We start from the raw sequence: 25,630 nt of genomic DNA, 5'->3' as shown, positions 1-25,630 counted from the left end.
TTAGGGATTGTTAATGTGAATACATCATGGTTACACACCTCATCCCCCTTACCCGATTTGGTCCTGGGGGCATCGCTTTATTTTCCACCTATATTTAAAGCTTTTTTACTAGGACTGGTCTTATGGCTGCTGATTCATCAGCTGCTGAGAGACTGGATGTATTCCGGTGAAATCTGGCACCCCATGTTGATGGACCTGTCCATTTTCGTTCTGACCGTCAGCGGTTCCTTATGGATTTTAGCGAGTTGGTAACCCATGCAGCATAAAACATTAAAATACTTTTCTACGGTGATCGTCTGCGCCATTGCCGTCTGCGCCGGTTGGTGGCTCTGGAATTATTATATGCAATCCCCATGGACCCGTGATGGAAAAGTGCGCGCCGAACTCGTCAATATCACCCCTGAAGTCTCTGGAAGATTAGAGAAAATAAGCGCGAATGACAATCAGTTCGTACCTGCGGGAAGTCTGATTTTTACCCTCGACCCGGTGCCCTACCAGATCGCGCTGGACAATGCTGAGGCCGCGGTGGCAAAAGCGCAATCCGATCTGGCCAAGGCAGACCACGAGGCCGCCCGCCGCCGCGGTTTGCCGCGTAACGTTATTTCCGCTGAAGATTTGGACGCGTCCAATTTAGCCGCTCAGGCAATGAAGGCCGCCTATAAAGCCGCCCTGGCCAACCTGGAACAGGCCAAATGGAATTTGAGCAAAACCAAAATTTACGCGCCAACCGACGGCTATATCACCAATCTGCAGGCACGGGTCGGGAACTACGCCAACGCCGGTACGCCGCTGGTGGCGTTGGTGGATGTACATTCGTTTTATGTACTCGGTTATTTCGAAGAAACCAAGCTGAAGCATATAAAAGAAGGCAATAAAGCGGACATCGTTTTATATAACGGCAACACGCCGCTGCAGGGGGAAGTAGAGAGCATCGGCCGCGCCATTTACGATCAGAGCGTCGACAGCAGCAACGATCTATTAATGGACGTTAAGCCTAATGTTCCCTGGGTGCGTTTGGCTCAGCGCGTGCCGGTACGGATAAAATTGCTCAACGTGCCCGCCGATTTGACGCTGGTCGCCGGCACCACCTGCACCATTTCGATTCATCAGCGGAACTAAAGTGTGAACCTGCCTTTTTTGGAGTGGAGTCGCACCCCCTGGGGTAAGGCGACCGGCGGCCAATGGCGCTATGCGCTGCGCAATTCGCTGGCGATGTGTCTCGCGCTGTGGGTAGCGTTCGTGCTCGAGCTCGACGAGCCCTCTTGGGCGCTCACCTCCGCCGCAGTGGTGAGTTTCCCCACCGTCGGCGGCGTGATCAGCAAAAGCATCGGCCGCATCTTCGGCAGCCTGATGGGTGCCGCCGCGTCGGTGGCGATCGCCGGCCACTGTCTGAACGATCCCTGGCTGTTTACGCTGTTCATCGCCGCGTGGATCGGGCTGTGCACCTATATCTCCAACCATTACCAAAACAACGTCTCTTACGCGTTCGCGCTGGCGGGCTATACCGCCGCCATCATCGCCTTCGGCACGGTCAACGTCACCGATACCCAGCAGATTTTCGATATCGCGCAGGCGCGGGTTTGCGAAGTGATCACCGGCATTCTGTGCGGCGGATTGATGATGATGATCCTGCCCAGTACCTCCGACGGCGAAGCGCTGCTGACTTCGCTGCGGCGCATGCAGCTACGCCTGTTGGAGCACGCCGCCATGCTGTGGCAGCCGGAGATCACCGCCCAGATGCGCACCTCGCACGAAGGGGTCATCGGCCAGATCCTGACCATGAACCTGCTGCGTATTCAGGCGTTCTGGAGCCACTACCGGCTGCGGCGGCAAAATAACCTGCTCAACTATCTGCTGCACCAGCAGCTGCGCATTACCAGCGTTATCTCCAGCCTGCGCCGCATGCTGCTGAACTGGCCGGATCGCCCCGCCAATCTGATGCCGGTGCTGACGCAACTGCTGGACGAGCTGCGCGATCCCGCCACCGACAAATACCGTTTGGCGTGCCTGCTTCAGCAGATCGCGCCGCAAGAGCCTACGGACTACCGCCATCGCGCCTTCTGGCTGCGCCTGCGCCATTTCTGCTGGCTTTACCTGCGCTGCAACCGCTGGCTGCAGCGGCTGGAGAGCGCCACGGCGGTCAGCGACCTCCAGCCGCCGCGCGTCACCTCGCTGGCACGTCATACCGACAGCTACGAAGCCGCCTACAACGGCCTGCGCACCTTTTTGTGCATCGTGATCGGCTGCGCCTATTGGATCAACACGCAGTGGGACGCCGGCAGCGCGGCGCTGACGCTCACCGCCATCAGCTGCGTGCTCTACTCCTCGACGCCTTCACCGATCAACAGCATCAGCACCTTGCTCAAGGCGGTGCTGCTGCTCTCGGTCGTCTGCTTCGTAGTAAAATTCGGTTTGATGATCCAGATTGACGACTTCTGGGTGTTCTGCGCCTTCCTGTTTCCGATCCTGGTGACCATGCAGATGCTCAAGCTGCAGAATCCGCCTTATGCCGCGCTTTGGGGGCAGCTGATCGTCTTTATGGGGTCGTTCCTGACCGTCAGCAACCCGCCGAGCTATGACTACCAGTCCTTCATCAATGACAACATCGCTAAAGTCGTCGGCGTGCTGCTGGCCGGGCTGGCGTTTCAGATCCTGCGCCCCAGCTCGGACAAACGCAAAAGCCGCCGCATTATCCGCGCGCTGCGGCGCGATTTTATCGATCAGTTGAGCAAAAGGCCGCAGCAGAGCGAAAGCCAGTTCGAATCGCTGATCTACCATCGCATCAGCCAGCTCAATCAAAGTCAGGATCAGGAAGCGCGCACCTGGCTGCTGCGCTGGGGCGTGGTGCTGCTCAACTGCAGCCATATCGTCTGGCAGCTGCGCGACTGGCAAACCCGTTCCGATCCGCTGTCGGCGGTGCGCGATGTCTGCATCCACTGCCTGCGCGGTATCATGACGGAGAAAGGCGTGCAGCACAGTTCGCTGGACGCCACGCTGCAGGAGCTGCTGCGCATGAGCAACGCGCTGGCGCACCACCCGGAACAGGCGGCACGCGATTTGGCCGGTCTGATTTGGCGACTCTACTGCTCGCTGCAGCAGTTGCAGCAGGCGATGGGCCAGCCCGCCACCGCGCCGGCCGTTAGCGGCGGGTGATCACTTGATCACCCCGCAGGCGAAACGCTCACCGCCGCCGCCGAGCGGCAATGGGTGATCCGAGTGGTTATCGCCGCCGGCGTGCACCATCAGCGCCTTGCCCTCAATTTCACTGATTTTTTTCAGCCGCGGCGCCAACACCGGATAGTTCGCCATGCCGTCGGCGGTCACATAGATGGCAGGCAAATCACCCAGATGCCCGTCGGCATACGGCCCGAGGTGCTTCCCGGTCTTTTGCGGATCAAAATGCCCGCCGGCCGCCAGCGCCGCCACCGCTTTGCCGTCCTTCATCCCCGGCTCGCAGCTGCCTTTTTCATGCACGTGGAAGCCATGAACCCCGGCCGGCAACGCTTTCAGGCTCGGCGTGAACAGCAAGCCATATGGCGTTTCGCTGATGACCACCTTGCCGATATCCTGACCGATCCCCTGCCCGGTCACCAGGTGCATCTCGACGTCGGTTGTCGCCGCCTGAGCCGCGCCACACGCCATCAGGCCAAGTGCTGCATACCAATAACGTTTCATCAATCAGTCTCCTTAATGTCTCTGCTGAGCTTTCAGTATAGGAGAGCCGGCGCAGGCACTGTTAACCAACGCACAATCTCGCCAATTTGATTCGCACACCTAATATTTAGGGCTAATACTATTTCTACCGATGTTGGTCCTCTGACCAGCTGTCGTTCGGCTAACGTTGTTTCCCTGTTTCCACCGCCGACGCATGAGAGTTCACTCCCCGGCCAGGCGGCATAATTCATAAGGAACTGATATGGGCATCTTTAGCTATAAGGATTTGGACGAAAACGCGTCGAAAACGCTGTTTTCCGACGCCTTGGCCATCTCTACCTACGCTTACCACAATATCGATAACGGCTTCGACGAAGGCTACCACCAGACCGGTTTCGGGCTGGGCCTGCCGCTGACGCTGATCACCGCGCTCATCGGCAGCACCCAATCGCAGGGCGGCCTGCCCGGCCTTCCCTGGAACCCCGACTCAGAACAGGCCGCGCAGGAGGCGGTGAACAATGCGGGCTGGTCGGTCATCAGCGCCGCGCAGCTGGGTTACGCCGGCAAAACCGATGCACGCGGCACCTACTACGGTGAGACCGCCGGTTACACCACCGCTCAGGCCGAGGTGCTGGGCAAATATGACAGCGAAGGCAATCTCACCGCCATTGGCATCTCATTTCGCGGTACCAGCGGCCCACGCGAGTCGCTGATCGGCGATACCATTGGCGATGTGATTAACGATCTGCTGGCCGGTTTCGGGCCGAAAGGCTACGCTGACGGCTACGCGCTGAACGCCTTCGGCAATCTGCTGGGCGACGTAGCGAAGTTCGCGCAGGCGCACGGACTGAGCGGCGAGGACGTGGTGGTCAGCGGCCACAGCCTCGGCGGGCTGGCGGTCAACAGCATGGCCGCGCAGAGCGACGCCAACTGGGGCGGCTTCTACGCGCAATCCAACTATGTTGCCTTCGCCTCGCCGACCCAGTACGAAGCCGGCGGCAAGGTGATCAACATCGGCTACGAAAACGATCCGGTGTTTCGTGCGCTCGACGGCACCTCGCTAACCCTGCCGTCACTGGGCGTCCACGATGCGCCGCACGCCTCCGCCACCAACAATATCGTCAACTTCAACGACCATTACGCGTCGGACGCCTGGAACCTGCTGCCGTTTTCCATTCTCAACATTCCAACCTGGCTGTCGCACCTGCCGTTCTTCTATCAGGACGGGCTGATGCGGGTGCTGAACTCCGAGTTCTATTCGCTGACCGACAAGGACTCGACCATCATTGTCTCCAACCTGTCGAACGTGACGCGCGGCAATACCTGGGTGGAAGACCTGAACCGCAACGCGGAGACGCACAGCGGGCCGACGTTTATCATCGGCAGCGACGGCAATGATTTGATCAAGGGCGGCAAAGGCAACGATTATCTCGAGGGCCGCGACGGCGACGATATCTTCCGCGACGCCGGCGGCTACAACCTGATCGCCGGCGGCAAAGGCCACAATACCTTCGATACCCAACAGGCGCTGAAGAACACCGAGGTCGCCTACGATGGCAATACGCTTTACCTGCGCGACGCCAAAGGCGGCATTACGCTGGCGGACGACATCAGCACCCTGCGCAGCAAAGAAACCTCCTGGTTGATTTTCAACAAAGAGGTGGATCATCAGGTGACCGCGGCCGGATTGAAATCGGATTCGGGCATCAAAGCCTATGCCGCTGCCACCACCGGCGGCGACGGCGATGACGTCCTGCAGGCTCGCAGCCACGACGCCTGGCTGTTCGGCAACGCCGGCAACGACACGCTGATCGGCCATGCCGGCGGCAACCTGACCTTCGTCGGCGGCAGCGGCGATGACATCCTGAAGGGCGTCGGCAACGGCAATACCTTCCTGTTCAGCGGCGATTTTGGCCGCGACCAACTGTATGGCTTCAACGCCACCGATAAGCTGGTGTTTATCGGCACCGAAGGCGCCAGCGGAAATATCCGCGACTACGCCACGCAGCAAAACGACGATCTGGTGCTGGCCTTCGGCCACAGCCAGGTCACGCTGATCGGCGTCTCGCTCGATCACTTCAACACCGATCAGGTGGTGTTGGCCTAAGGATCGGCGTAAAAAAAGCCGGGCGCTGTCGCCGCCCGGCTTTCCTCTTTTTTGCTCCGCCTTAAGGCACGTCATACCCCAGCGCCGCCTTGCGAATGCGGAACCACTGCTGGCGGTTCAGTACCAGCTTCTGCGCCTTCAGCGCCGAGCGCACCCGCTCAATCTTGCCGGAGCCAATAATCGGCAGCGGCGACGACGGCAGACGCATCACCCAGGCGTACACCACCTGTTCAATGGTATCGGCGCCGATCTCTTGCGCCACCCGCTGTAGCTCGTCGCGCAGCGGCTGGAACTCGGCGTCGTTGAACAGGCGCCCGCCCCCAGGCAGGACCAGGCCATCGGCTTGATGCGCAGTTGCTGGCACTGGTCGAGCGTGCCGTCGAGAATGGCCGGCTGGTGAATCGGCGAGATCTCCACCTGGTTGGTCGCCAGCGTGAACGGCAGGCGCGACTGCAATAGCTGGAACTGCGCGGGCGTAAAGTTGGAGACGCCGAAATGGCGCACCTTGCCGCTTTTATGCAGCGCGACGAAGGCTTCGGCCACGTCGTCGGCATCCATCAACGGATCCGGCCGGTGGATCAACAGCAGATCGAGGTAGTCGGTATGCAGATGGCGCAGCGATTGTTCCGCGCTCTGTACGATATGGTCACGGTCGGTGATGTAATGGCCGATCGGGTTGCCGGGCTTGGCGGTGGTGGCGATGCCGCACTTGGTCACCAGCTCCAGCGACTGGCGCAGCGCCGGCTTCAGGCGCAGCGCGTCGCCGAACGCCTGTTCGCAGGCGTAACCCCCGTAGATATCCGCGTGGTCGGCGGTGGTGACGCCCAGTTCAACATGCTGTTCGATGAACGTCAGCAGCTGCTGCGGCGACATGCCCCATTCCATCAACCGCCAGTAACCGCAAATCATGCGGGAAAATTCAGGCCCCTGCGGCGCGAGACGTATACGTTCTACCATTGCGAAAACCTCATGACATTAGTTGTCAGCCAGCATACACAAGCCGGTGAGGCACAGGGAAGCGGTAAGCCACACGAACGTGCGGCAGATCAGGAAAGGTTAAAACAGCGACGGCTGTTCCGGCAGCGGCTCGTCGGGCGCTTTATTGGCGCGTTGCAGGCGCAGGAAGCGTTGACGGCAAAGGCGCAGCACCTCGCGCTTCTGCGCGTCGCTCATGCTCATCCAGCCGAAGCGCTCCTCGCGGCTGCGCAGGCAGCCACGGCAGAATCCGCGGTCGTCGGCCTGACAAATGCCGCGACACGGGCTGGGGATGTCGAAAAATTCAAGCTGCTGCGCCACGGGGCCTCCTGCGTTCTCTTGCTAATTGAAGACGCCATCGCCGCCGCTGGCAAGTCCCTTTTTGCCATTGCGGCGAAAATAGTCGCGCAAATAACGCAGCGCCTGGCGGCTTTTCTCCGGCACGTTACGCTCGAGCGTCAGCGCGTGCAGCCGCAGCGGCGCCGGCCGCCACTCCGGCAACAGCAGCAACAACTCGCCACGCTGAAGCTCGTCGCCAATTTCATACAGCGGCTGAATGGAAATGCCCAGCCCGGCGCGGGTAAAGGCGCGCATCACGTTCATGCTCTCGCTGACGATCTGCCCTTCCGCCAGCCGCAGCTTAACCTGCTGGCCGGACTGGTGCAGCAGGTCCAGATGGGCCCCGCTGTAGCCGCTGGAGATCCAGCGGTGCTGCACCAAATCCTGCGGTTTTTCCGGCACCCCATGCTGGCTGAGATAACGCGGTGCGGCGCACAGCACCATCGGCCATGCCGTCAGCGGGTGCGCGATCATATTAGCGTCCGCCAGCTGCCGGTTGGCCCGCAGCGCAATGTCGACCCGCTGCTCTATCATATCAACGATGCGATCGTCCGCCAGCACCCGCAGCGTCAGCTTGGGATGCGCCTGCAGCAGCGGCGCCAGCGCCTCCGCCAGCGATCGGCCGCCGATGCCGACCGGGGTGGCGATGCGCAGCTCACCCACCAGCGTATCCCGCAGCTCCGCCAGCCGCTGTTCCGCCTGCTGCGCCTGTTGCATCATCGCCTCGCAGCCGGGGTAAAACGCCGCCCCCGCCTCGGTCAGCGCCAGACGACGGGTGGAGCGGTGCAGCAGCGGCACCCCGAGCGCCTTCTCCAGCGAGCGCATATGCTGGCTGACCGCCGACGGCGTCATGCCCAGCCGCCGCGCCGCGCCGGCCAGCGACCCCTCCGCCACCACGGTGGCGAATATCGCCATTCGATTGAGTTTATCCACGATTATGAAGTTTTACTTAATCAAGAAAGCATGAATATGGCACTAATCACGGCTATTGTTAAGGGCTAGAGTATAAACCACGCAGCAGGCATATCGGCCTGCTTCATGATACTGAACACATCCCCGAAGGAGCATACAGATGAAAGTAGCCATTATTGGAGCAACCGGTTTTGTTGGCCGCCGCGTGGTGGATGAAGCGCTGGCTCGCGGCATTCAGGTGACGGCGATCGCCCGTCAGAAAAAAGAGTTGCCGGAGCACGCCAATCTGACCGTCGCGCTGGGCGACGTTGCCGATACCGCCTGGCTGGCGGGGCAATTGCGCGGTCAGGATGCGGTGATCAGCGCCTACAACCCCGGCTGGGGCGAAGACAACCTGTATGAAAAGACCGCTCGAGGCGCCCAACAGATCCTCACCGCGGTCGAACAGGCCGGCGTCAAGCGCCTGCTGGTGGTCGGCGGCGCAGGCAGCCTGGAAGTGGCGCCGGGCGTTGAACTGGTGGATACGCCGCAGTTCCCGGAAAATATCCGCCCCGGCGCTCAGGCGGTGCGCGATCTGCGCAATAAACTGCGCAACGAATCGACGCTCGACTGGACCTATCTCTCACCGGCCGCCCTGCTGGAGCCGGGCAAACGCACCGGCCAGTTCCGCCTCGGCACCACGCAACTGCTGATGAACGGCGACGCACCGGCCAGCATTTCGGTGGAAGATCTGGCGGTGGCTATCGTCGATGAGATTGAAAAACCTCAGTTTATTCGCGCCCAATTCACCGCCGCCTACTAATCCCGCTCACCGCCAGGCCACCGGCCTGGCATTTTCCCGCGTTCGCCGCCGCCAGTATTCTGAATTTCTAAGGTTTTCTTAAGTTTCATCCGGTAGATTTCAAGGCATTATCTACTCTCAGGATCCAGATTTGGCAATGTGGTTACGTCAACGCTTACAGTGCAACAGCCTCGGTTTTATCCTCGCCACCGCCCTGTTCTTCACTCTGTTCCAAAACGCGTTATTCCTGCACCGCGCCTGGTCGTATATCACCTTCGATAGCGTCCACAGCGTCATTTTCGCCGCCAGCATGCCGGTGGTGATTTTCTGTGCGCTGAATATCATCTTCAGCGTGTTGACCGTGCCCTACCTGCGCAAGCCGCTGATCGTCTTTTTCTTGCTGGGCAGCGCCGCAGCCAACTATTTCATGTACAGCTATGGCGTGGTGATCGACGGCAACATGATGCAGAACGCCTTCGAAACCAATACCCAGGAAGCGACGGCGCTGCTGACGCCGCGCATGGGGTTGTGGCTGGCGCTGCTCGGCGTTCTGCCGGCGGTGGCAGTCTGCTTCACCCATATTCGCCAGACCCGCCCCTGGTGGTATATGGTCGGGCTGCGCGCCGCCAACGTCATGCTGTCGTTGGTGGTGATCCTGATCGTCGCCGCGCTGTTCTACAAAGACTACGCTTCGCTGATCCGCAACAATAAAAGCGTGGTGAAGATGTTGACGCCTTCCAACTTCGTCGCCGGCACGCTCAAATTTACCGAACAGCGCTATTTCACCCGCAATCTGCCGCTGGTAAAAATCGGTGAAGACGCGCGCAAAGGGCCGCTGATCGCCGGGCAGGCCAAGAAAACGCTGGTGATCCTGGTGGTGGGCGAAACCGCCCGCGCCGAAAACTTCTCCCTCGGCGGCTACGAGCGCGAAACCAACCCGCGCCTGAAGCAGGACGACGTGGTCTACTTCAAGAACGCCAGCTCTTGCGGCACCGAGACGGCGATCTCCGTACCCTGCATGTTTTCCAACATGCCGCGCAGAGAGTACGACGCGACTCAGGCGGCACACCAGGAGGGCATGCTCGACGTGCTGGCACATGCCGGCGTCAACGTGCTGTGGCGCGATAACGACGGCGGCTGCAAAGGCGCCTGTGACCGGGTGCCGCACATCGACATGACCAAATTGAAACTGCCGCAGGACTGTGACGGCGAAGTTTGCATGGATAACGTGCTGCTGTACAAGCTGAACGACTACATCAATAGCCTGAAAGACGACGGCGTGATCGTACTGCACCAGATGGGTAGCCACGGCCCGGCTTACTACCGCCGCAGCACGCCAGAATTCCAGACGTTTTCGCCGACCTGCAACAGCAATCAGATCCAGGATTGCAGCCATGAACAGCTGGTGAACACCTACGACAACTCGATCTTGTATACCGACGCGATGCTCGATGCCACCATCAAGCTGCTGCAGCAGTATGACGACCGCTTCAATACCGCGCTGGTCTATTTGTCCGATCACGGCGAGTCATTGGGGGAAAACGGCATGTACCTGCACGGCACGCCTTATGTCTTCGCGCCGAGCCAGCAAACGCACGTGCCTTTCCTGATGTGGATGTCGGCCGACTATCAGCGCAGCTTCGGCGTCGATCGCCAGTGCCTGAACGCGCTGGCGGAAAAGGACGATGTGTCGCAGGACAACCTGTTCCATACCCTGCTGGGCATGCTGAACGTACAGAGCCGCGAATATCAATCCCGGCTGGATATCCTGCAGCGTTGCCGCAACGCGGCGTAAGCGCTTAACTTCCTCGTGCCGCTGGGGCACAATAGTTCGCAGACAACCGGCGTTTTGTGCGCCGGTTTTTTTATTCCCATTGACCTAGACCAATCGGTCTATTATGCTCGGCACCATGATGACCAAATCAACGCATTGCAACGTGGACACACGTGAACATCTGCTCGCCACCGGCGAAACTCTCAGCCTGCGCCTGGGCTTTACCGGCATGGGGCTGAGCGAACTGCTGGCCACTGCGGGCGTGCCGAAAGGCTCGTTCTACCACTATTTCCGCTCGAAGGAAGCCTTCGGCGAAGCGATGCTGCAACGCTATTTCGCGCATTATGATGCAGAAATGCAGGCGCTGTTTGCCGATGAGCACGGCGATGCCCGCCACCAGCTGCTCGGCTATTACGCCCAGGCCATCAGCTACCACTGCCGCAGCGAATGCCATAACGCCTGCCTGGCGGTGAAGCTTTCCGCCGAGGTGAGCGATCTGTCAGAACCGATGCGCCATGCGCTGGAAACGGGCACCGCTCGCGTGATCGGCCACCTGCAGGAGGCCATCGAACGCGGTATCGCCGAGGGCTCGCTGTCGGTGGCCATGAGCCCGGCAGCGACCGCAGAGACGCTGTACTCACTGTGGCTCGGCGCTTCGCTGCGCGCCAAGATCCGCCACTCGCTGGCGCCGTTGACCAGCGCGCTGGAAAGCATCGAGTTGCTGCTGCGCCCGCCGCAACCGTAACGGTAACAATTTCTTTTTATTGAAAAATGCAGTTCGTGGTTTTTTATCGCCCACTACTAGACGACCGGTCTATTAAATACAGGATGCACTATGAAGACTGAAAAATTGCTCTCTCCGCTGAAGGTTGGCGCCATCACCCTGCCCAACCGCGTGTTTATGGCTCCGCTGACGCGTCTGCGCAGCATCGAGCCGGGCGATATTCCTACGCCGCTGATGGCGGAATATTACGCACAGCGCGCCGGCGCGGGCCTGATCGTGACCGAAGCGACGCAGGTTTCCTTCCAGGCGAAAGGCTACGCCGGTGCGCCGGGGTTGCATACGCCAGAGCAGATCGCCGCATGGAAAAACATCACGCAGGCAGTGCATGATAAAAACGGCCATATCGCCGTGCAGCTGTGGCACGTAGGCCGCATCTCCCACGCCAGCCTGCAGCCGGGCGGGCAAGCACCGGTCGCCCCTTCGGCAATCAACGCCGAAACCCGCACCACCGTGCGTGATGAAACCGGCGCCTGGGTGCGCGTACCGACCTCCACGCCGCGCGCGCTGGAAACCAGCGAGATCCCGGGCATCGTCAACGATTTCCGCCAGGCGACCGCCAACGCGCGGGAAGCCGGCTTCGACTTCATCGAACTGCATGCCGCCCACGGCTATCTGCTGCATCAGTTCATGTCGCCGGCCTCCAACCAACGTACCGATCAATACGGCGGCAGCATCGAGAATCGCACCCGCCTGACGCTGGAAGTGGTCGACGCGGCGGTCGCCGAATGGGGTTCTGAGCACATCGGCATCCGCATCTCGCCGCTGGGGCCGTTCAACGGGCTGGACAACGGTGAAGATCAGGAAGACGCGGCGCTGTATCTGGTGGAAGAGCTTAACAAGCGCAACATCGCCTACCTGCACATTTCCGAGCCGGACTGGGCCGGCGGCAAGCCGTATTCTGACGCCTTCCGCGACTCGGTGCGCTCCCACTTTAAAGGGGTGATCGTCGGCGCCGGCGCCTACACCGCCGAAAAAGCCGAAGCCTTGATCGAAAAAGGTTTCATCGACGCGGTGGCCTTCGGCCGCAGCTACATCGCCAACCCGGATCTGGTGGAGCGCTTCCGTCAGCACGCCCCGCTGAACGAACCTAAGCCGGAAAGCTTCTACGGCGGCGGCGCCGAAGGGTATACCGACTATCCGTTTCTGGCGAAGTAACCCGTCCTGATCCCAAACGGCCATGCGACTGCCTGGCCGTTTTTTTATGCGCCGCACGCAAAAAAGCCCGCACGGGGCGGGCCGGTGTTCCCTGGTGTTGTGCTCTACTGCCGTTCAATTTTTACACGCTTGCCGTCGAAATAGATAATTGATTGTGCAGATCAATTACTCTGTATCGATCGGTACGCTCGATCAATATTTAGACATCACCGTCGCGAGCCCCACAAGTGACATTGTCACTCATTCGTTACGTTGAATTCCCTTGCGGGACAAGGCTATACTCGCTGGAGCTTCAATCCACCCGCCGTCTGCCACGGCACAGCCAATTCAGAGGAATTATGCGCTTACTCCATACCATGATCCGCGTCGGTGACCTGCAACGCGCCATCGACTTCTACACCAAGGTATTAGGCATGCGCCTGCTGCGCACCAGCGAAAACCCAGAGTACAAATACTCGCTGGCTTTCGTCGGCTATACGGAAGAAAGCGAAGGCGCGGTTATCGAACTGACCTATAACTGGGGCACCGACAGCTACGACATGGGCACCGCCTTCGGCCACCTGGCGCTGGGCGTGGACGACGTTGCCGCCACCTGCGACAGCATCCGCCGCGCAGGCGGCAAGGTCACCCGCGAAGCCGGCCCGGTGAAAGGCGGCACCACGGTCATCGCCTTCGTCGAAGATCCGGACGGCTACAAAATCGAGCTGATCGAAAATAAACATGCCGGTCAGGGCCTCGACCACTAAGCCTCCCCTTCAGGGCGCGCTGCGCCCTGCTGATTCTCCGCGCAATAGCGCCTGCAACCGGGCGCAAAATTTGCCATAATGCGCGCTGCATTCGATGAAGATAAGAAACTGATGGCCGAGAAAAGTGATCTTAACGCCCTGAGTGGTCGTTTTCGTGGGTTTTATCCCGTAGTAATAGATGTTGAAACCGCCGGCTTCAACGCCAATACCGATGCGTTGCTGGAGATCGCCGCCGTCACGCTGAAAATGGATGAAGACGGCTGGCTGCAGCAGGACGAGACCCTGCACTTCCACGTGGAGCCTTTCGAGGGCGCCAACCTGCAGCCGGAAGCGCTGGCGTTCAACGGCATCGATCCGCACAACCCGCTGCGCGGCGCGGTCAGCGAATATGACGCGCTGCACGCCATTTTCAAAGCGGTGCGCAAAGGGCTCAAGGATCGCGGTTGTAACCGGGCCATTATCGTGGCACACAACGCCAACTTCGATCACAGCTTCCTGATGGCCGCGGCCGAGCGCGCCGGCCTGAAGCGCAACCCGTTCCATCCGTTCGCCACCTTCGACACCGCCGCGCTGAGCGGCCTGGTGCTGGGCCAAACGGTGCTGGCGAAAGCCTGCATCGCCGCCGGCATGCCGTTCGACAGCAGCCAGGCGCACTCCGCCCTGTACGACACCGAACAAACCGCCCTGCTGTTTTGCGAGCTGGTTAACCGCTGGAAACGTCTCGGCGGCTGGCCGCTGCCCGCCGGCGACCTCGCCGAATAAGCCCAATAAAAAAGGCGGCCCAGTTTGCACTGGCGCCGCCCATTGCGCGATAACCGCAAGCCTGTCGATTAAGACTGTTGGTCTTCCTGCGCTTTATACTTTTCCGCAGTTTCTTTGATCAGCTGCTGCAGTTCGCCGCGCTGATACATCTCGATGATGATATCGCAACCGCCGACCAGCTCACCGTCTACCCACAGCTGCGGGAACGTCGGCCAGTTGGCATATTTTGGCAGCTCGGCGCGGATGTCCGGGTTTTGCAGAATATCCACGTAGGCGAAACGCTCGCCGCAGGCGGACAGCGCTTGCACAGCCTGTGCGGAGAAGCCGCAGCTCGGCAGCTTAGGCGAACCTTTCATGTACAGCAGAATCGGGTTTTCAGCGATCTGGTGCTGAATTTTTTCAAGTGTCGTCGTCATTTATTGCTTCCTCAAGCCACATTTCATGGCTACAACATGCATCACGCGGGCTATTGTAGCGGCTGGAACAGTCGCAAGAAAACGCCATCTTTTGCAAGGATATTCGCCCGCCGCCGATCGCGTTTCACCGGCCACGTCATTCCGGTCAAAACATACGTCGAGAATAACATTTTTAATCCGACCATTTCACTAATATATTGCGTCGCGATGACGGCGAGGATTAATTATATCCCCACCGCCAACTGGCGCTTTTTCATACATCAACAGGCTGATTTTGAACCAAAAAAAATGTCATTAACGTTTTCTCACAATATGGATTATTATTTATGAGTTCTTCGCTGTTTTATATGGCGAAATTCGGGAATACTGTAACTCTTTCGATATCCGTTTCGGGGCCAAGGTTGGTGACGTCGACATGCGTTTAATTCTTACGCTCTTTGCGCTGCTGTTTACGCAGATCTTCTTCAATTTGGCGCACGCTGCGCCACAGGCGCGTGTCGCCGCCGAGCAGCGTAAAAGCCATGCTAATGAAGCGCGGCCCGATGACCGCAGAAAAAAGAAAGCGGACAAAGCCGCCAAAAAAGCCAAAGTGACGGCCCCCGAGAAAAAAACCAAGACCGCCAAGGCAAAAAGCGAGAAAAGCGCGAAAAAGATCGTCAGCGCCAAACCCAAGGCCAAAGCGCAGAAAACCGCCAAGATTAAAGTCACCCCGCCGAAAAAAGGCTATAAAAAAGGCTATGGTCGCCACCGCGAAGCCGGTATGGCCACCGCCAAACTGGCGCGTGAAGAAAAGCCGTTGAAACTCAGCCCCGCGCACAAAAAACGCTACCAGCACGCCAAGCAGACCGCGATGGCCAAGCTGATGGGACAGATGGGCAAACCTTACCGCTGGGGCGGCAGCTCGCCGCGCACCGGCTTCGATTGCAGCGGCCTTATCTATTACGCCTATAAAGACGTAGTGAAAATCAAGATGCCGCGCACAGCCAACGAGATGTATCACCTGCGCGATGCGGCGCCGATCAAGAAAAGCGAACTGGAAAGCGGCGATCTGGTGTTCTTCCGCATCAACAACCGCGGCGTGGCGGACCATGTCGGCGTCTACCTCGGCAACGGCAAGTTCATCCAGTCGCCGCGCACCGGTGAAGAGATCCGCATCAGTCAGCTCGACAACGACTATTGGCAGAACCACTACATCGGCGCACGCCGCGTAGTGACGCCGAAAACCATTCGTTAATGCCCTGTTCTGCGCGGTTGCGGCCCCGGTCGCAACCGCCTGCTCAAGCTATCGCCCATCGCACTTCCCCACGCGCATTTCTCGCTTTTCCTCCTGTTTTTTATGATGAAAATTGTTAAGATTGAATGACCACAATAAAAAACGGCCCATACGGCTCTCGCCCCGGCGGGAAGCGAATGGCGCTGTAAAGGAGGAAGCAATGTCGTTTGAATTACCTGCATTACCGTATGAGAAAAACGCGCTCGAGCCGCACATCTCCGCCGAGACCCTGGAATACCACTACGGCAAACACCACAACACCTACGTGGTTAACCTGAACAACCTGGTGAAAGGCAGCGAGTTCGAAGGCAAATCGCTCGAAGAGATCATCAAGACCTCTAACGGCGGCGTCTTCAACAACGCCGCGCAGGTGTGGAACCACACCTTCTACTGGCACTGCCTGTCGCCACAGGGCGGCGGTGAACCGCAGGGCGAACTGGCGGCGGCAATCGTCAAATCCTTCGGCTCTTTCGCTGCGTTCAAAGAGCAGTTCACCGATGCCGCAGTGAAAAACTTCGGTGCAGGCTGGACCTGGCTGGTGAAAAAACCGGACGGCGCGCTGGCGATCGTCAACACCTCCAACGCGGCCACCCCGCTGACCGGTGAAGACAAACCACTGCTGACCGTTGACGTGTGGGAACACGCGTATTACATCGATTACCGCAATGCGCGTCCAAAATACCTGGAAAACTTCTGGGCGTTGGTCAACTGGACCTTCGCAGCGGAAAACCTGGCGTAAGCGCAGGTTCTGAGGTGATAAGGCGCAGCCAGGCTGCGCCTTTTTTATAACCGGGGGTAAATCAGTTCAACGCGGCAACGAAGCTGAAAGCGATAATGACCGCCAATGCGCAGACGGTGGTGAACAGCGACATCTTCAATTCGGTATCCATGACAACTCCTTTAAAATGGGCTTTCCTAAGGATAAAAGGCGCACAATTAGTACGTCAAATCATTTTCCCACAGTTCGCCGATAAAATCTTGTTATCATTTCCCGGTTTATAATCTCGATTACCTCTTCCACTTTTGTTCAATATGCGACAAAATTCGCAGTTCACAACTGCGTACCGGCATCCATGCCCCTCCTGATTAAGCGCTGAAGACTTCAACACACTAAAAACTCAGTTTTCGCTTCTCTGGAGAAGGATCTACGTAGGCAAACGATTAACATCACACTTACATGCTGTAAACATGTGAGTTCAGGAGTCATTCCTTACATGGCAACGATTAAAGATGTGGCCAAACGCGCGGGCGTTTCCACCACCACCGTTTCGCACGTCATCAATAAGACTCGTTTCGTCGCCGAAGAGACCAAAGCGGCCGTGTGGGCCGCCATCAAAGAGCTGCACTACTCGCCGAGCGCCGTGGCGCGCAGCCTGAAAGTCAATCACACCAAGTCGATCGGCCTGCTGGCCACCTCGAGCGAAGCGCCCTACTTTGCCGAAGTGATCGAGGCGGTGGAAAACAGCTGCTACAGCAAAGGCTACACCCTGATCCTGTGCAACTCGCACAACAATCTCGACAAGCAGCGCGCCTACCTGGCGATGCTGGCGCAAAAGCGCGTCGACGGCCTGCTGGTCATGTGCTCCGAGTACCCCGATCAGCTGCTGGGCATGCTGGAAGACTACCGCAATATCCCGATGGTGGTGATGGACTGGGGCGCCGCGCGCGGCGACTTCACCGATACCATCATCGATAACGCGTTCGAAGGCGGCTATCTGGCCGGCCGTTACCTGATCGAGCGCGGCCACCGCGATATCGGCGCCATTCCGGGCCAACTGTCGCGCAATACCGGCGGCGGCCGTCACCAGGGCTTTATGAAGGCACTGCAGGAAGCGCATATCGACATTCGCGAAGAGTGGATCGTCCAGGGTGACTTCGAGCCGGAGTCCGGCTACAAGGCGATGCACCAAATCCTGTCGCAAAAGCAGCGGCCGACCGCGGTATTCTGCGGCGGCGACATCATGGCGATGGGCGCCATCTGCGCCGCCGACGAGCTGGGGCTGCGGGTGCCGCAGGATATTTCCGTGATCGGCTACGACAACGTGCGTAACGCCCGCTACTTCACCCCGGCGCTGACCACCATTCACCAGCCTAAAGAACGCCTGGGCGAAATGGCCTTCACCATGCTGCTGGATCGCATCATCAGCAAACGCGAAGAGTCGCAGGTGATCGAAGTGCATCCGAAGCTGATTGAACGCCGCTCGGTCGCCGACGGTCCGTTCATCGACTACCGCCGCTAATCCCCCGCGCCGGAAGCCTGCGCGGCTTCCGGTTCCGCCTCGCTCAGCCACTCCTGGTTCAGCGTCTCCCCATCGCCCAGATACGCCAGCAGCCAGCTCATCGCCGGTGAGGGTTTATCCTGCTGCCAGGTCAGGCAGCAAGGGCTGGCGGGAAACGGCTGCTGCAGCTGCAACGCCTTCAGCTCACCGCGCTGCACCCGCGGCAGCGCCCGATGTGCCGGCATCATGCCGACGCACAGCCCCGCGCACAAACAGTCGAGCGCCGAAGTCCAGTCCGGCACCACCAGCCGCCGCTGGTTATCCAGCGTCCAGGTGACGCGCTTGGGCAGATTGCGCGAGGTGTCCTCCAGGCAAAGCGAAGGGTACGGCCGCAGCTGATCGTCATTCAGCGGCCCTGTCAGTTGCGCCAGCGGGTGCTGCGGGCTGACCACGCATAGCCAGTTCATATAGCCCATGTCGCGGAAGGCGAAGCCGCCGCCGACCGGCACCGCACGGGTGGCGCCGATTGCCATGTCCGCCCTGCCGTCCACCAAGGCATCCCACACGCCGTTGAACACCTCGGGTTGCAGCATCAGTTCGACGTCGGGGAAATGACGGTAGAAATCCAGCACCAGTTGGCGACTGCGCTGCGGTTTGACGATGATGTCCACCGCGATATTCAGCTGGCCGCGCCACCCGTTGGCCACCTGCTGACAGTGGCGGCGGGTGTCGAGCATTTTTTTGATAACAACTCGCGCATCCTTGATAAACAGCGCGCCGGCCGGCGTCAACTCCACATCGCGGTGACGCCGCTCAAACAGCGGCACCGCCAGCCATTGCTCCAGCTGCCGTACGGTATAGCTCACCGCCGACGGCACCCGGTGCAGTTCCTGCGCCGCCGCGCTGAAACTGCCGGTGCGCGCCACCGCGTCGACCACTTCAAGAGAATATTCAGACCACATCGCTTTGCCTTCAATTTTTTTAACAGCACTTTGCAAATATTACCGTTTCACAAGCAGAGATCCAGCCGGATACACTGGCCGGCGCTAAAAACCTGCGACATTAAAATATTAACGAGAAATACCATGCGAAATTCCTTTGGCTTTATGTTCTACCTCGCCGGCCTGAGCATGCTGGGTTATCTGGCGACCGATATGTACCTGCCCGCCTTCGGCGCCATGCGGGAAGAACTGCAAATTTCCGCCGGCGCGGTGAGCGCCAGCCTGAGCATCTTCCTGGCCGGCTTCGCCTTCGCGCAGCTGCTGTGGGGGCCGCTCTCCGACCGTCTGGGCCGCAAACCGGTATTATTGATCGGCCTGACGCTGTTCGCCTTCGGTTGCCTGGGCATGCTGTGGGTAGAGAACGCCGTGCAGCTCTGGATCCTGCGCTTTATTCAGGCCGTCGGCGTCTGTTCCGCCGCCGCCATCTGGCAAGCGCTGGTGGTCGACCGCTATCGCGAAGGCCAGGCCAATCGCGTATTCGCCACCATCATGCCGCTGGTGGCGCTGTCGCCGGCGCTGGCGCCGCTGCTGGGCGCCTGGCTGTTGAACCACGCCAGCTGGCGTGCAATCTTCGCCGTGCTGCTGGCCATCACCGTACTGCTGCTGCTGCCGACGCTGATGCTCAAAGAGCGCGCCAAAACGCAGCCCACCGCCGAGGCGCCAAAAAACGGCGTCAGCTTCTGGCGACTGTTGAAATCCCCGGTGTTCAGCGGCAACGTCACCATGTACGCCGCCTGCTCGGCAGGCTTCTTCGCCTGGCTGACCGGCTCGCCGTTCATCCTCGGTGATATGGGCTATGGCCCGAGCGACATCGGTCTGAGCTATGTGCCGCAGACGCTGGCTTTCCTGCTGGGGGGCTATGGCTGCCGCGCCGCGCTCAAGCGCATCAATGGCAAAACCCTGCTGCCGTGGCTGCTGGTAGCTTATGGTGTCAGCATGGTGGCGCTGTATCTGGTGGCGACCCTGACCGCACCGACGCTCACCACGCTGCTGATCCCGTTCTGCGTGATGGCGCTGGTCAACGGCGCCGGCTATCCGATCATGGTGGCGAATGCGCTGATGCCGTTCCCGGAAAGCAGTGGCAAGGCCGCCGCGCTGCAAAATACGCTGCAGCTGGGGCTGTGTTTTGTGGCGAGCATGCTGGTGTCGGCGTTCATTGCCCAGCCGCTGTTGGCGACGGTGACGGTAATGGTATCGACGGTGATCCTGGCCGCGCTGGGGTATTTCCTGCAGCGGGGAAAAGCAGTTGACGCGCAGCAAAAGGCGCAGCGGGAACATGCTAACTCAGCGTCATAATTACCAAGTTTAATAATCACTTAAAGAATATGCGTGCCGAGTGCGATTTACAGTTGAGTCAACGCCTCGGCACGCCTATACTCAAAAACAACCTTGTAAAGTAACACCTTATAATCTCTATATCTCAATTAGCACTTGTGTACGCGCTTTGCGTCACACTCTTTTTTAAGGATGCGTTTATCCCGCGCCGTTCGCGCCGGGTCGTTTCTTTAAATTTCCTCTGTTCATAGTCGGATATCAGACGCCGCGGGCCTATTTTCCGCCGGTAAACGTATGCACCCGCAGAAATTGTCTAAGCTGTTTCCTAACGGGTCATCAGTCAGAAGAAGGTGATGGAGAAGCTATGAGTTCATCGTGTATAGAAGATCTGAGCATCCAGGACAATCAGTGGTACCGTATCGCGCACGAAATGCTCGGTCTGGCCGGCATTGAAATCAACGGATCGCGCCCTTTCGATATTCAGGTTAAAAACCCCGATTTCTTTAAACGCGTCCTGCAGCAAGGGTCGCTGGGCCTGGGCGAAAGCTACATGGACGGTTGGTGGGAGTGCGAACGGCTGGATATGTTCTTCCAGCGCGTGGTCAGCGCCGGGCTGGAGAAGAAACTCCCCCACCACCTGAAAGATACCCTGCGTATCGCCGCCGCGCGCCTGACCAACCTGCAATCGAAAAAGCGCGCCTGGATCGTCGGCAAAGAACATTACGATCTCGGCAACGATCTGTTTACCCTGATGCTCGATCCTTACATGCAATATTCCTGCGGCTACTGGAAAGACGCTACTACGCTGGAGGAAGCGCAGGAAGCGAAGCTGCGGATGATCTGCGAAAAACTGCAGCTGCAGCCAGGTATGCGCCTGCTGGACATCGGCTGCGGCTGGGGCGGTCTTTCCGCCTATGCGGCGAAGCATTACGGCGTGTCAGTGGTCGGCGTAACCATTTCTGCCGAACAGCAGAAGCTGGCTCAGGCGCGCTGCGCCGGGCTGGATGTGCAGATCCTGCTGCAGGATTACCGCGATCTGCATCAGCAGTTCGATCGCATTGTCTCGGTCGGCATGTTCGAGCACGTCGGGCCGAAAAACTACCGCACCTATTTCAACGTGGTAGAACGCAATCTGGCGCCGCACGGCCTGTTCCTGCTGCACACCATCGGCTCCAACAAGACCGATATGAACGTCGATCCGTGGATCAACAAGTACATTTTCCCGAACGGCTGCCTGCCTTCAGTGAGCCATATTGCCGAAGCCAGCGAGGGCCATTTCGTGATGGAAGACTGGCACAACATCGGCGCCGACTACGACCGCACGCTGATGGCCTGGTTCGAGCGCTTCAAACAGGCGTGGCCGCAGCTTGCCCCGCGCTATTCCGAACGCTTCGAGCGGATGTTCAGCTACTACCTGAACGCCTGCGCCGGCGCGTTCCGGGCGCGCGATCTGCAGCTGTGGCAGGTGGTGTTCAGCCCGAAAGGCGTTGAAGGCGGCATTCGCGTCGCGCGCTGAACGTTTCCCCAATAAAAAAGCCCCGGTAACATCATCGCCGGGGCTTTTTTTTGCTCTTTCGGATGCTGCGGGTTAACCGCAATAAACGCGAATGATTTTATCGTTGCTATCGCCAAGGAAGTTCAGGCGGCGCAGGTTGAAATCCATGGTAACGGCAGAGTTGTACGGAATAGCGCGCACCTTGGCGTCGATCCGCACGCCTTCCAGCGAGGTCATCGGCTTACCGACGAAGTTTTGATACTGCGAAGCGCCGCAGGTATCGTCCGCATCGGCCATTTGCGCGCCGGCGCCCTGCTCAGGTGAGCTGCTGCAGGCGCTCAGCGCCAGCAACGCGGTTAACAACAACGTTTTCCCATAAAACTTCACGCGTTTCTCCTCTCTGCTTATGATTCGATGCCGGCGGCAACGCCAGAATCGCTGTCAGTCTTTGTGCGCCGGCGCCATCGCCGCCGCCAGCGTCGCTTCCCGGTTGGCCAGCACGCGCTCGACGGTATCCACCACCGCCTGCGTTTGCGGATCGATTTCGATGTTCACCTTATCGCCCAGGCGTTTCTTACCCAGCGTGGTGCGATCCAGCGTTTCCGGGATCAGGTGCACACAGAAACGATTATTCACCACTTCGCCGATGGTCAGGCTAATGCCGTCGATGCCGATGAAACCTTTGTGCAGCACATATTTCATCAATTCCGCATTCGGCATGCGCAGCCATACCTGGCGGTTATTTTCTGACGTATAAATCTTGGCCACTTCCGCCGTGCAGATAATATGGCCGGACATCAAATGACCGCCAATTTCGTCATTGAACTTCGCCGCGCGCTCGATATTGACGATGTCGCCCAGCGCCAGATCGCCGAGGTTGGTCAGGCGCAGCGTTTCCTTGATCAAATCGAAGCTGACGCGGTTGCCTTCCACCGCGGTCACGGTCAGGCAGCAGCCGTTATGGGCCACCGACGCGCCCAGCTCCAGCCCCGGCAACAGCTCGGCAGGCATCTCGATCACGTGGGTGCGGAAATTGGGTTTCTCATCAATGGCGACCAGCGGCGCGGTGCCTTGTACGATACCGGTGAACATATGTGCCTCTTCTTACTAATAGGTTAAAACGCTCCCGGCAGTTTGCCCCAGTTGGCGCTGAAAACCAAATCCGCGTAGGCAAAAAACGCGGGCCTGCGCATTTAATAACTATTTATCTGCGGCGTTTGCTTAACGACGCCGAGCAGGTACAATATTTTTGACAAAATTCCGCTATTTTAATTGTTGTCCTCTCGCGGCAGCCCTCCCTCCCACATATATAAATAGAAAGGTGTATGCGTGCAGAAGTACTTAATTGAAGCGCGTAGTTTATTGGCTCTCGCTATCCCGGTCATCATCGCGCAAATATCGCAAACCGCCATGGGCGTGGTGGATACCATCATGGCCGGCGCCTACAGCGCCACCGACATGGCGGCGGTTGCGGTCGGCACTTCAATCTGGCTGCCGGCCATCCTGTTCGGCCACGGCCTGCTGCTGGCGCTGACCCCGGTTATCGCCCAGCTTAACGGCGCCGGGCGGCGCGATCGCATCGCTCACCAGGTGCGCCAGGGTTTTTGGCTGGCTTCCGGCGTGTCCGTGCTGCTGATCGTGGTGCTGTATAACTGCAAGTTCGTCATCGACATGATGCACAACATCGACCCGCAGCTGGCGGATAAAGCCGTCGGTTATCTGCACGCCATCATGTGGGGAGCGCCGGGTTACCTGTTCTTCCAGGTGATGCGCAACCAGTGCGAAGGCCTGTCCAAAACCAAGCCCGGCATGGTGATCGGCTTCCTCGGCCTGCTGGTGAATATCCCGATCAACTACATCTTCATCTACGGCAAGTTCGGCATGCCGGAGCTGGGTGGCGTCGGCTGTGGCGTCGCCACCGGCAGCGTCTACTGGATCATGTTCCTGATGATGCGCTGGTACGTGAAGCGCGCGCCCTCGCAGCGCGACATCAAACGCCAGGCAGGCGATCTCGGCGGCCCGGACTGGGCGGCGCTGAAGCGCCTGATCGGCATCGGCATGCCGGTGGCGCTGGCGCTGTTCTTCGAAGTCACGCTGTTCGCCGTGGTGGCGCTGCTGGTTTCGCCGCTGGGGATCGTTGCGGTCGCCGGCCACCAGATCGCGCTTAACTTCAGCGCGCTGATGTTCGTGCTGCCGCTGTCGCTGGGCGTCGGCGCCACCATCCGCGTCGGTTACCGTCTGGGGGAAGGTTCGGTTGAAGGCGCCCGTGTCGCCGCCTACTCCGCCATCGGCGTCGGCATCACCATGGCCGTCTGCACCGCGCTGTTTACCGCCACCTTCCGCGAACCGATCGCCCTGCTGTACAACGACAGCCCGGCGGTGGTGGCGATGGCGTCGCAGCTGATGCTGCTGGCGGCGCTGTACCAAATCTCGGATTCTGTCCAGGTGATCGGCAGCGGCGTGCTGCGTGGTTATAAAGACACCCGCGCGATCTTCTTTATCACCTTCATCGCTTATTGGGTGTTGGGCCTGCCGAGCGGCTATCTGCTGGCGTTAACCGATGTGGTGGTGCCGGCAATGGGGCCAAGCGGTTTCTGGATCGGCTTTATCATCGGCCTGACCTTCGCCGCCATCATGATGGCGCTACGCATGCGCTGGCTGCAGAAACAGCCGACCGCCGTCATCCTGCAGCGATCCACGCGCTGAGCCCGCGCCCGGCCGGTTTCATCCCCGGCCGGGCTGCGGTTTGCGGAAAAAAACGCCGGACTGCGCACAACCTCAGCAATCGCGTGAAATACCGAATAAAATTGCGCTTTTCCCCTTGCCAGCACGCGGGTAGCTCGTTAATATTCGTCCCCGCTGTCAGCCATGACAGACAGGAAAAGATGCGTCCGTAGCTCAGTTGGTTAGAGCACCACCTTGACATGGTGGGGGTCGGTGGTTCGAGTCCACTCGGACGCACCAAATTCCTAAAGCCGTACAGTGCGTCCGTAGCTCAGTTGGTTAGAGCACCACCTTGACATGGTGGGGGTCGGTGGTTCGAGTCCACTCGGACGCACCAAATTTCAGAAGCAGTGCAGTGCGTCCGTAGCTCAGTTGGTTAGAGCACCACCTTGACATGGTGGGGGTCGGTGGTTCGAGTCCACTCGGACGCACCATATTGCTGATTCATCTCTCCCCCTATCGCGTTATACTTCCCGTTGTTTCGTCTCTGCCCGACCGCCTGTACTTTTATGTCGATCGCGCCGTGCTACCGCCATCAGCCACCAGGAACGCCACATGACCACCTTTACCGCCAAAACCGCCTTTTTATCGCTCGACAATGGCCTTGCTCGCCGTGAAGGCGTGATGAGCGACGGTTCGCCGGCGGCAGAAGTGCGTTTCGAGGCCGGTGCCTTCGGCCAGCTGCAAAAGCCCCCGCACGCGCGGCAAACCCGGGTGATCTCCGGTGAATTCGAGTTTACCCTCGGCGGTGACACCCGGGTGGTACGGGCCGGCGAGAGCCTGATATTGCCGGCCAACGTCGCCAGCGGCTGCTTCTGCCTGAGCGCCGGCGTGCTGCTGGAAATTCCCCAAACGCGTTAAACCTGTATTTACAGCATGGTTATTTGCGCAACAAGCGGCCCGCAACGCGTTGCATTTGCGCCACATTTGCCCCCGTTTTGACATATCCGCCGCGCCGCCGCGGTTTTTTATTTTGTTTCCCACCGCTTAGCCTTTATAATGCGCAACGTCTATCAGTTGAATGGTTTCAGCCCTTGATCTGCGAAAACGCTATAACAACACGATCTGATCTTACCCCGTTGCGCAGCATCCCCGCGCCCCCGCGCGGGCTGAATTTTTCCGCCCCGCTTCAACTGTCGTCACCTATCCTTAACTATGTTTTTCACCACCAGGCACGGCCCAAATTCCCTACCGGCGTAAACCGCGCCGGTCAAATTCGTTTTTTTATCCATCACAAC

At 59.1% G+C, this 25,630-nt stretch carries 25 protein-coding genes, 3 tRNA genes and 1 pseudogene; 20 read left to right on the top strand and 9 right to left on the bottom strand.

The features are described 5' to 3' along the window. The first annotated feature begins 15 nt into the window (after positions 1–15). Genes WCL58_RS14055 through WCL58_RS14045 form a run of 3 tightly spaced genes read left to right on the top strand, consistent with a single transcriptional unit; the run spans position 16 to position 3,153 of the window. Entirely contained in the window at positions 16–252 is a 237-nt protein-coding gene (locus WCL58_RS14055) for a DUF1656 domain-containing protein (protein ID WP_004931303.1), read from the top strand. Positions 253–255: 3 nt separating this feature from the next. Then, the gene (locus WCL58_RS14050) at positions 256–1,119 is read left to right on the top strand and encodes an efflux RND transporter periplasmic adaptor subunit (RefSeq protein ID WP_060440051.1); all 864 of its coding nucleotides are present in this window, start codon (positions 256–258) and stop codon (positions 1,117–1,119) included. Positions 1,120–1,122: 3 nt separating this feature from the next. Next, entirely contained in the window at positions 1,123–3,153 is a 2,031-nt protein-coding gene (locus WCL58_RS14045) for an FUSC family protein (protein WP_336851297.1), read from the top strand. Here WCL58_RS14045 and sodC read toward each other — a convergent pair whose 3' ends face one another. After that, complete coding sequence (gene sodC, locus WCL58_RS14040; RefSeq protein WP_060419163.1) at positions 3,154–3,675, bottom strand: superoxide dismutase family protein; 522 nt, start codon at positions 3,673–3,675, stop codon at positions 3,154–3,156. Positions 3,676–3,916: 241 nt separating this feature from the next. On the opposite strand from sodC, the gene WCL58_RS14035 reads away from it, so the two are divergent. Continuing rightward, positions 3,917–5,761, top strand: coding sequence for a polyurethane esterase (locus tag WCL58_RS14035; RefSeq protein WP_084826315.1), 1,845 nt, complete (start codon positions 3,917–3,919; stop codon positions 5,759–5,761). Between the two features lie 61 nt (positions 5,762–5,822). Here the strand turns inward: WCL58_RS14035 and WCL58_RS14030 are convergent. The 3 genes and pseudogenes from WCL58_RS14030 to WCL58_RS14020 form a co-directional block, all read right to left on the bottom strand. Beyond that, positions 5,823–6,634 (bottom strand): annotated as a pseudogene (locus WCL58_RS14030) (aldo/keto reductase). A 183-nt stretch (positions 6,635–6,817) separates the two neighbouring features. Then, positions 6,818–7,057, bottom strand: a complete 240-nt coding sequence (locus WCL58_RS14025) for a DUF1289 domain-containing protein (RefSeq protein ID WP_019455980.1) — start codon at positions 7,055–7,057, stop codon at positions 6,818–6,820. A 21-nt stretch (positions 7,058–7,078) separates the two neighbouring features. Beyond that, positions 7,079–8,008 carry a LysR substrate-binding domain-containing protein gene (locus WCL58_RS14020; RefSeq protein WP_336851296.1) on the bottom strand — a complete coding sequence of 310 codons (930 nt, stop codon included), beginning with the start codon at positions 8,006–8,008 and terminating at the stop codon, positions 7,079–7,081. Between the two features lie 139 nt (positions 8,009–8,147). Here WCL58_RS14020 and WCL58_RS14015 point away from each other — a divergent pair, with 139 nt between their 5' ends. The 6 genes from WCL58_RS14015 to rnt all read left to right on the top strand — a co-directional run bounded on the left by WCL58_RS14015 (position 8,148) and on the right by rnt (position 13,989). Further along, positions 8,148–8,789 carry an NAD(P)-dependent oxidoreductase gene (locus WCL58_RS14015; RefSeq protein WP_336851295.1) on the top strand — a complete coding sequence of 214 codons (642 nt, stop codon included), beginning with the start codon at positions 8,148–8,150 and terminating at the stop codon, positions 8,787–8,789. 136 nt (positions 8,790–8,925) lie between these two features. After that, positions 8,926–10,563, top strand: a complete 1,638-nt coding sequence (gene eptA / locus WCL58_RS14010; RefSeq protein WP_336851294.1) for a phosphoethanolamine transferase EptA — start codon at positions 8,926–8,928, stop codon at positions 10,561–10,563. A gap of 103 nt (positions 10,564–10,666) precedes the next feature. Then, a complete protein-coding gene (locus WCL58_RS14005; RefSeq protein WP_047727651.1) occupies positions 10,667–11,287 on the top strand; it encodes a TetR/AcrR family transcriptional regulator in 621 nt (206 codons plus the stop codon). A 90-nt stretch (positions 11,288–11,377) separates the two neighbouring features. Beyond that, complete coding sequence (locus WCL58_RS14000; RefSeq protein WP_336851293.1) at positions 11,378–12,481, top strand: alkene reductase; 1,104 nt, start codon at positions 11,378–11,380, stop codon at positions 12,479–12,481. 338 nt (positions 12,482–12,819) lie between these two features. Continuing rightward, positions 12,820–13,227: a lactoylglutathione lyase gene (gene gloA / locus WCL58_RS13995; RefSeq protein WP_336851292.1), complete on the top strand. Its 408-nt coding sequence runs from the start codon at positions 12,820–12,822 to the stop codon at positions 13,225–13,227. A 78-nt stretch (positions 13,228–13,305) separates the two neighbouring features. Next, positions 13,306–13,989 (top strand): ribonuclease T, encoded by a 684-nt coding sequence (rnt, locus tag WCL58_RS13990; RefSeq protein ID WP_038874795.1) that lies wholly within the window; start codon positions 13,306–13,308, stop codon positions 13,987–13,989. Positions 13,990–14,057: 68 nt separating this feature from the next. On the opposite strand, the gene WCL58_RS13985 is transcribed toward rnt, so the two are convergent. Further along, the gene (locus WCL58_RS13985; protein ID WP_004931329.1) at positions 14,058–14,405 is read right to left on the bottom strand and encodes a Grx4 family monothiol glutaredoxin; all 348 of its coding nucleotides are present in this window, start codon (positions 14,403–14,405) and stop codon (positions 14,058–14,060) included. 415 nt (positions 14,406–14,820) lie between these two features. Between WCL58_RS13985 and WCL58_RS13980 the strand changes: the two genes are divergently transcribed. Both WCL58_RS13980 and sodB read left to right on the top strand, forming a co-directional pair. Then, positions 14,821–15,639 (top strand): C40 family peptidase, encoded by an 819-nt coding sequence (locus tag WCL58_RS13980; RefSeq protein ID WP_180548543.1) that lies wholly within the window; start codon positions 14,821–14,823, stop codon positions 15,637–15,639. A gap of 199 nt (positions 15,640–15,838) precedes the next feature. Continuing rightward, complete coding sequence (gene sodB, locus WCL58_RS13975; RefSeq protein WP_004931333.1) at positions 15,839–16,417, top strand: superoxide dismutase [Fe]; 579 nt, start codon at positions 15,839–15,841, stop codon at positions 16,415–16,417. A 61-nt stretch (positions 16,418–16,478) separates the two neighbouring features. Here sodB and cydH read toward each other — a convergent pair whose 3' ends face one another. Beyond that, positions 16,479–16,568, bottom strand: a complete 90-nt coding sequence (gene cydH / locus WCL58_RS13970; RefSeq protein ID WP_019455989.1) for a cytochrome bd-I oxidase subunit CydH — start codon at positions 16,566–16,568, stop codon at positions 16,479–16,481. A 324-nt stretch (positions 16,569–16,892) separates the two neighbouring features. Here cydH and purR point away from each other — a divergent pair, with 324 nt between their 5' ends. Continuing rightward, positions 16,893–17,918 (top strand): HTH-type transcriptional repressor PurR, encoded by a 1,026-nt coding sequence (gene purR, locus WCL58_RS13965; protein ID WP_033638375.1) that lies wholly within the window; start codon positions 16,893–16,895, stop codon positions 17,916–17,918. Here purR and punR read toward each other — a convergent pair. Next, positions 17,915–18,859 (bottom strand): DNA-binding transcriptional activator PunR, encoded by a 945-nt coding sequence (gene punR, locus WCL58_RS13960; protein ID WP_060419177.1) that lies wholly within the window; start codon positions 18,857–18,859, stop codon positions 17,915–17,917. The genes purR and punR overlap by 4 nt on opposite strands. A 123-nt stretch (positions 18,860–18,982) precedes the next feature. Here punR and punC point away from each other — a divergent pair, with 123 nt between their 5' ends. Together punC and cfa are read left to right on the top strand one after the other, a co-directional pair. Next, positions 18,983–20,194 carry a purine nucleoside transporter PunC gene (gene punC, locus WCL58_RS13955; RefSeq protein ID WP_060419179.1) on the top strand — a complete coding sequence of 404 codons (1,212 nt, stop codon included), beginning with the start codon at positions 18,983–18,985 and terminating at the stop codon, positions 20,192–20,194. 343 nt (positions 20,195–20,537) lie between these two features. Next, positions 20,538–21,689, top strand: a complete 1,152-nt coding sequence (gene cfa, locus WCL58_RS13950; protein ID WP_038874787.1) for a cyclopropane fatty acyl phospholipid synthase — start codon at positions 20,538–20,540, stop codon at positions 21,687–21,689. Between the two features lie 72 nt (positions 21,690–21,761). Here cfa and WCL58_RS13945 read toward each other — a convergent pair whose 3' ends face one another. Both WCL58_RS13945 and WCL58_RS13940 read right to left on the bottom strand, forming a co-directional pair. Then, a complete protein-coding gene (locus WCL58_RS13945; protein ID WP_038874785.1) occupies positions 21,762–22,055 on the bottom strand; it encodes an I78 family peptidase inhibitor in 294 nt (97 codons plus the stop codon). A gap of 54 nt (positions 22,056–22,109) precedes the next feature. Then, positions 22,110–22,760, bottom strand: a complete 651-nt coding sequence (locus WCL58_RS13940) for a riboflavin synthase (protein ID WP_016927930.1) — start codon at positions 22,758–22,760, stop codon at positions 22,110–22,112. Positions 22,761–22,997: 237 nt separating this feature from the next. Here WCL58_RS13940 and WCL58_RS13935 point away from each other — a divergent pair, with 237 nt between their 5' ends. From WCL58_RS13935 to WCL58_RS13915, 5 genes are all read left to right on the top strand, one after another. After that, a complete protein-coding gene (locus WCL58_RS13935; protein WP_060419181.1) occupies positions 22,998–24,374 on the top strand; it encodes an MATE family efflux transporter in 1,377 nt (458 codons plus the stop codon). 181 nt (positions 24,375–24,555) lie between these two features. Beyond that, positions 24,556–24,632: transfer RNA gene (locus WCL58_RS13930), tRNA-Val, on the top strand. A gap of 20 nt (positions 24,633–24,652) precedes the next feature. Beyond that, positions 24,653–24,729, top strand: a tRNA-Val gene (locus WCL58_RS13925). 20 nt (positions 24,730–24,749) lie between these two features. Beyond that, positions 24,750–24,826: transfer RNA gene (locus WCL58_RS13920), tRNA-Val, on the top strand. A 121-nt stretch (positions 24,827–24,947) separates the two neighbouring features. Beyond that, positions 24,948–25,253, top strand: a complete 306-nt coding sequence (locus tag WCL58_RS13915; RefSeq protein WP_060419183.1) for a cupin domain-containing protein — start codon at positions 24,948–24,950, stop codon at positions 25,251–25,253. Positions 25,254–25,630: the final 377 nt, after the last annotated feature.

This window comes from Serratia sp. TMDUHS_CL, assembly GCF_037137105.1.
Lineage (GTDB): Bacteria > Pseudomonadota > Gammaproteobacteria > Enterobacterales > Enterobacteriaceae > Serratia > Serratia nevei.
Note: the sequence above shows the minus strand (reverse complement) of the source record. Positions and strands in the feature narration are given on the sequence as shown.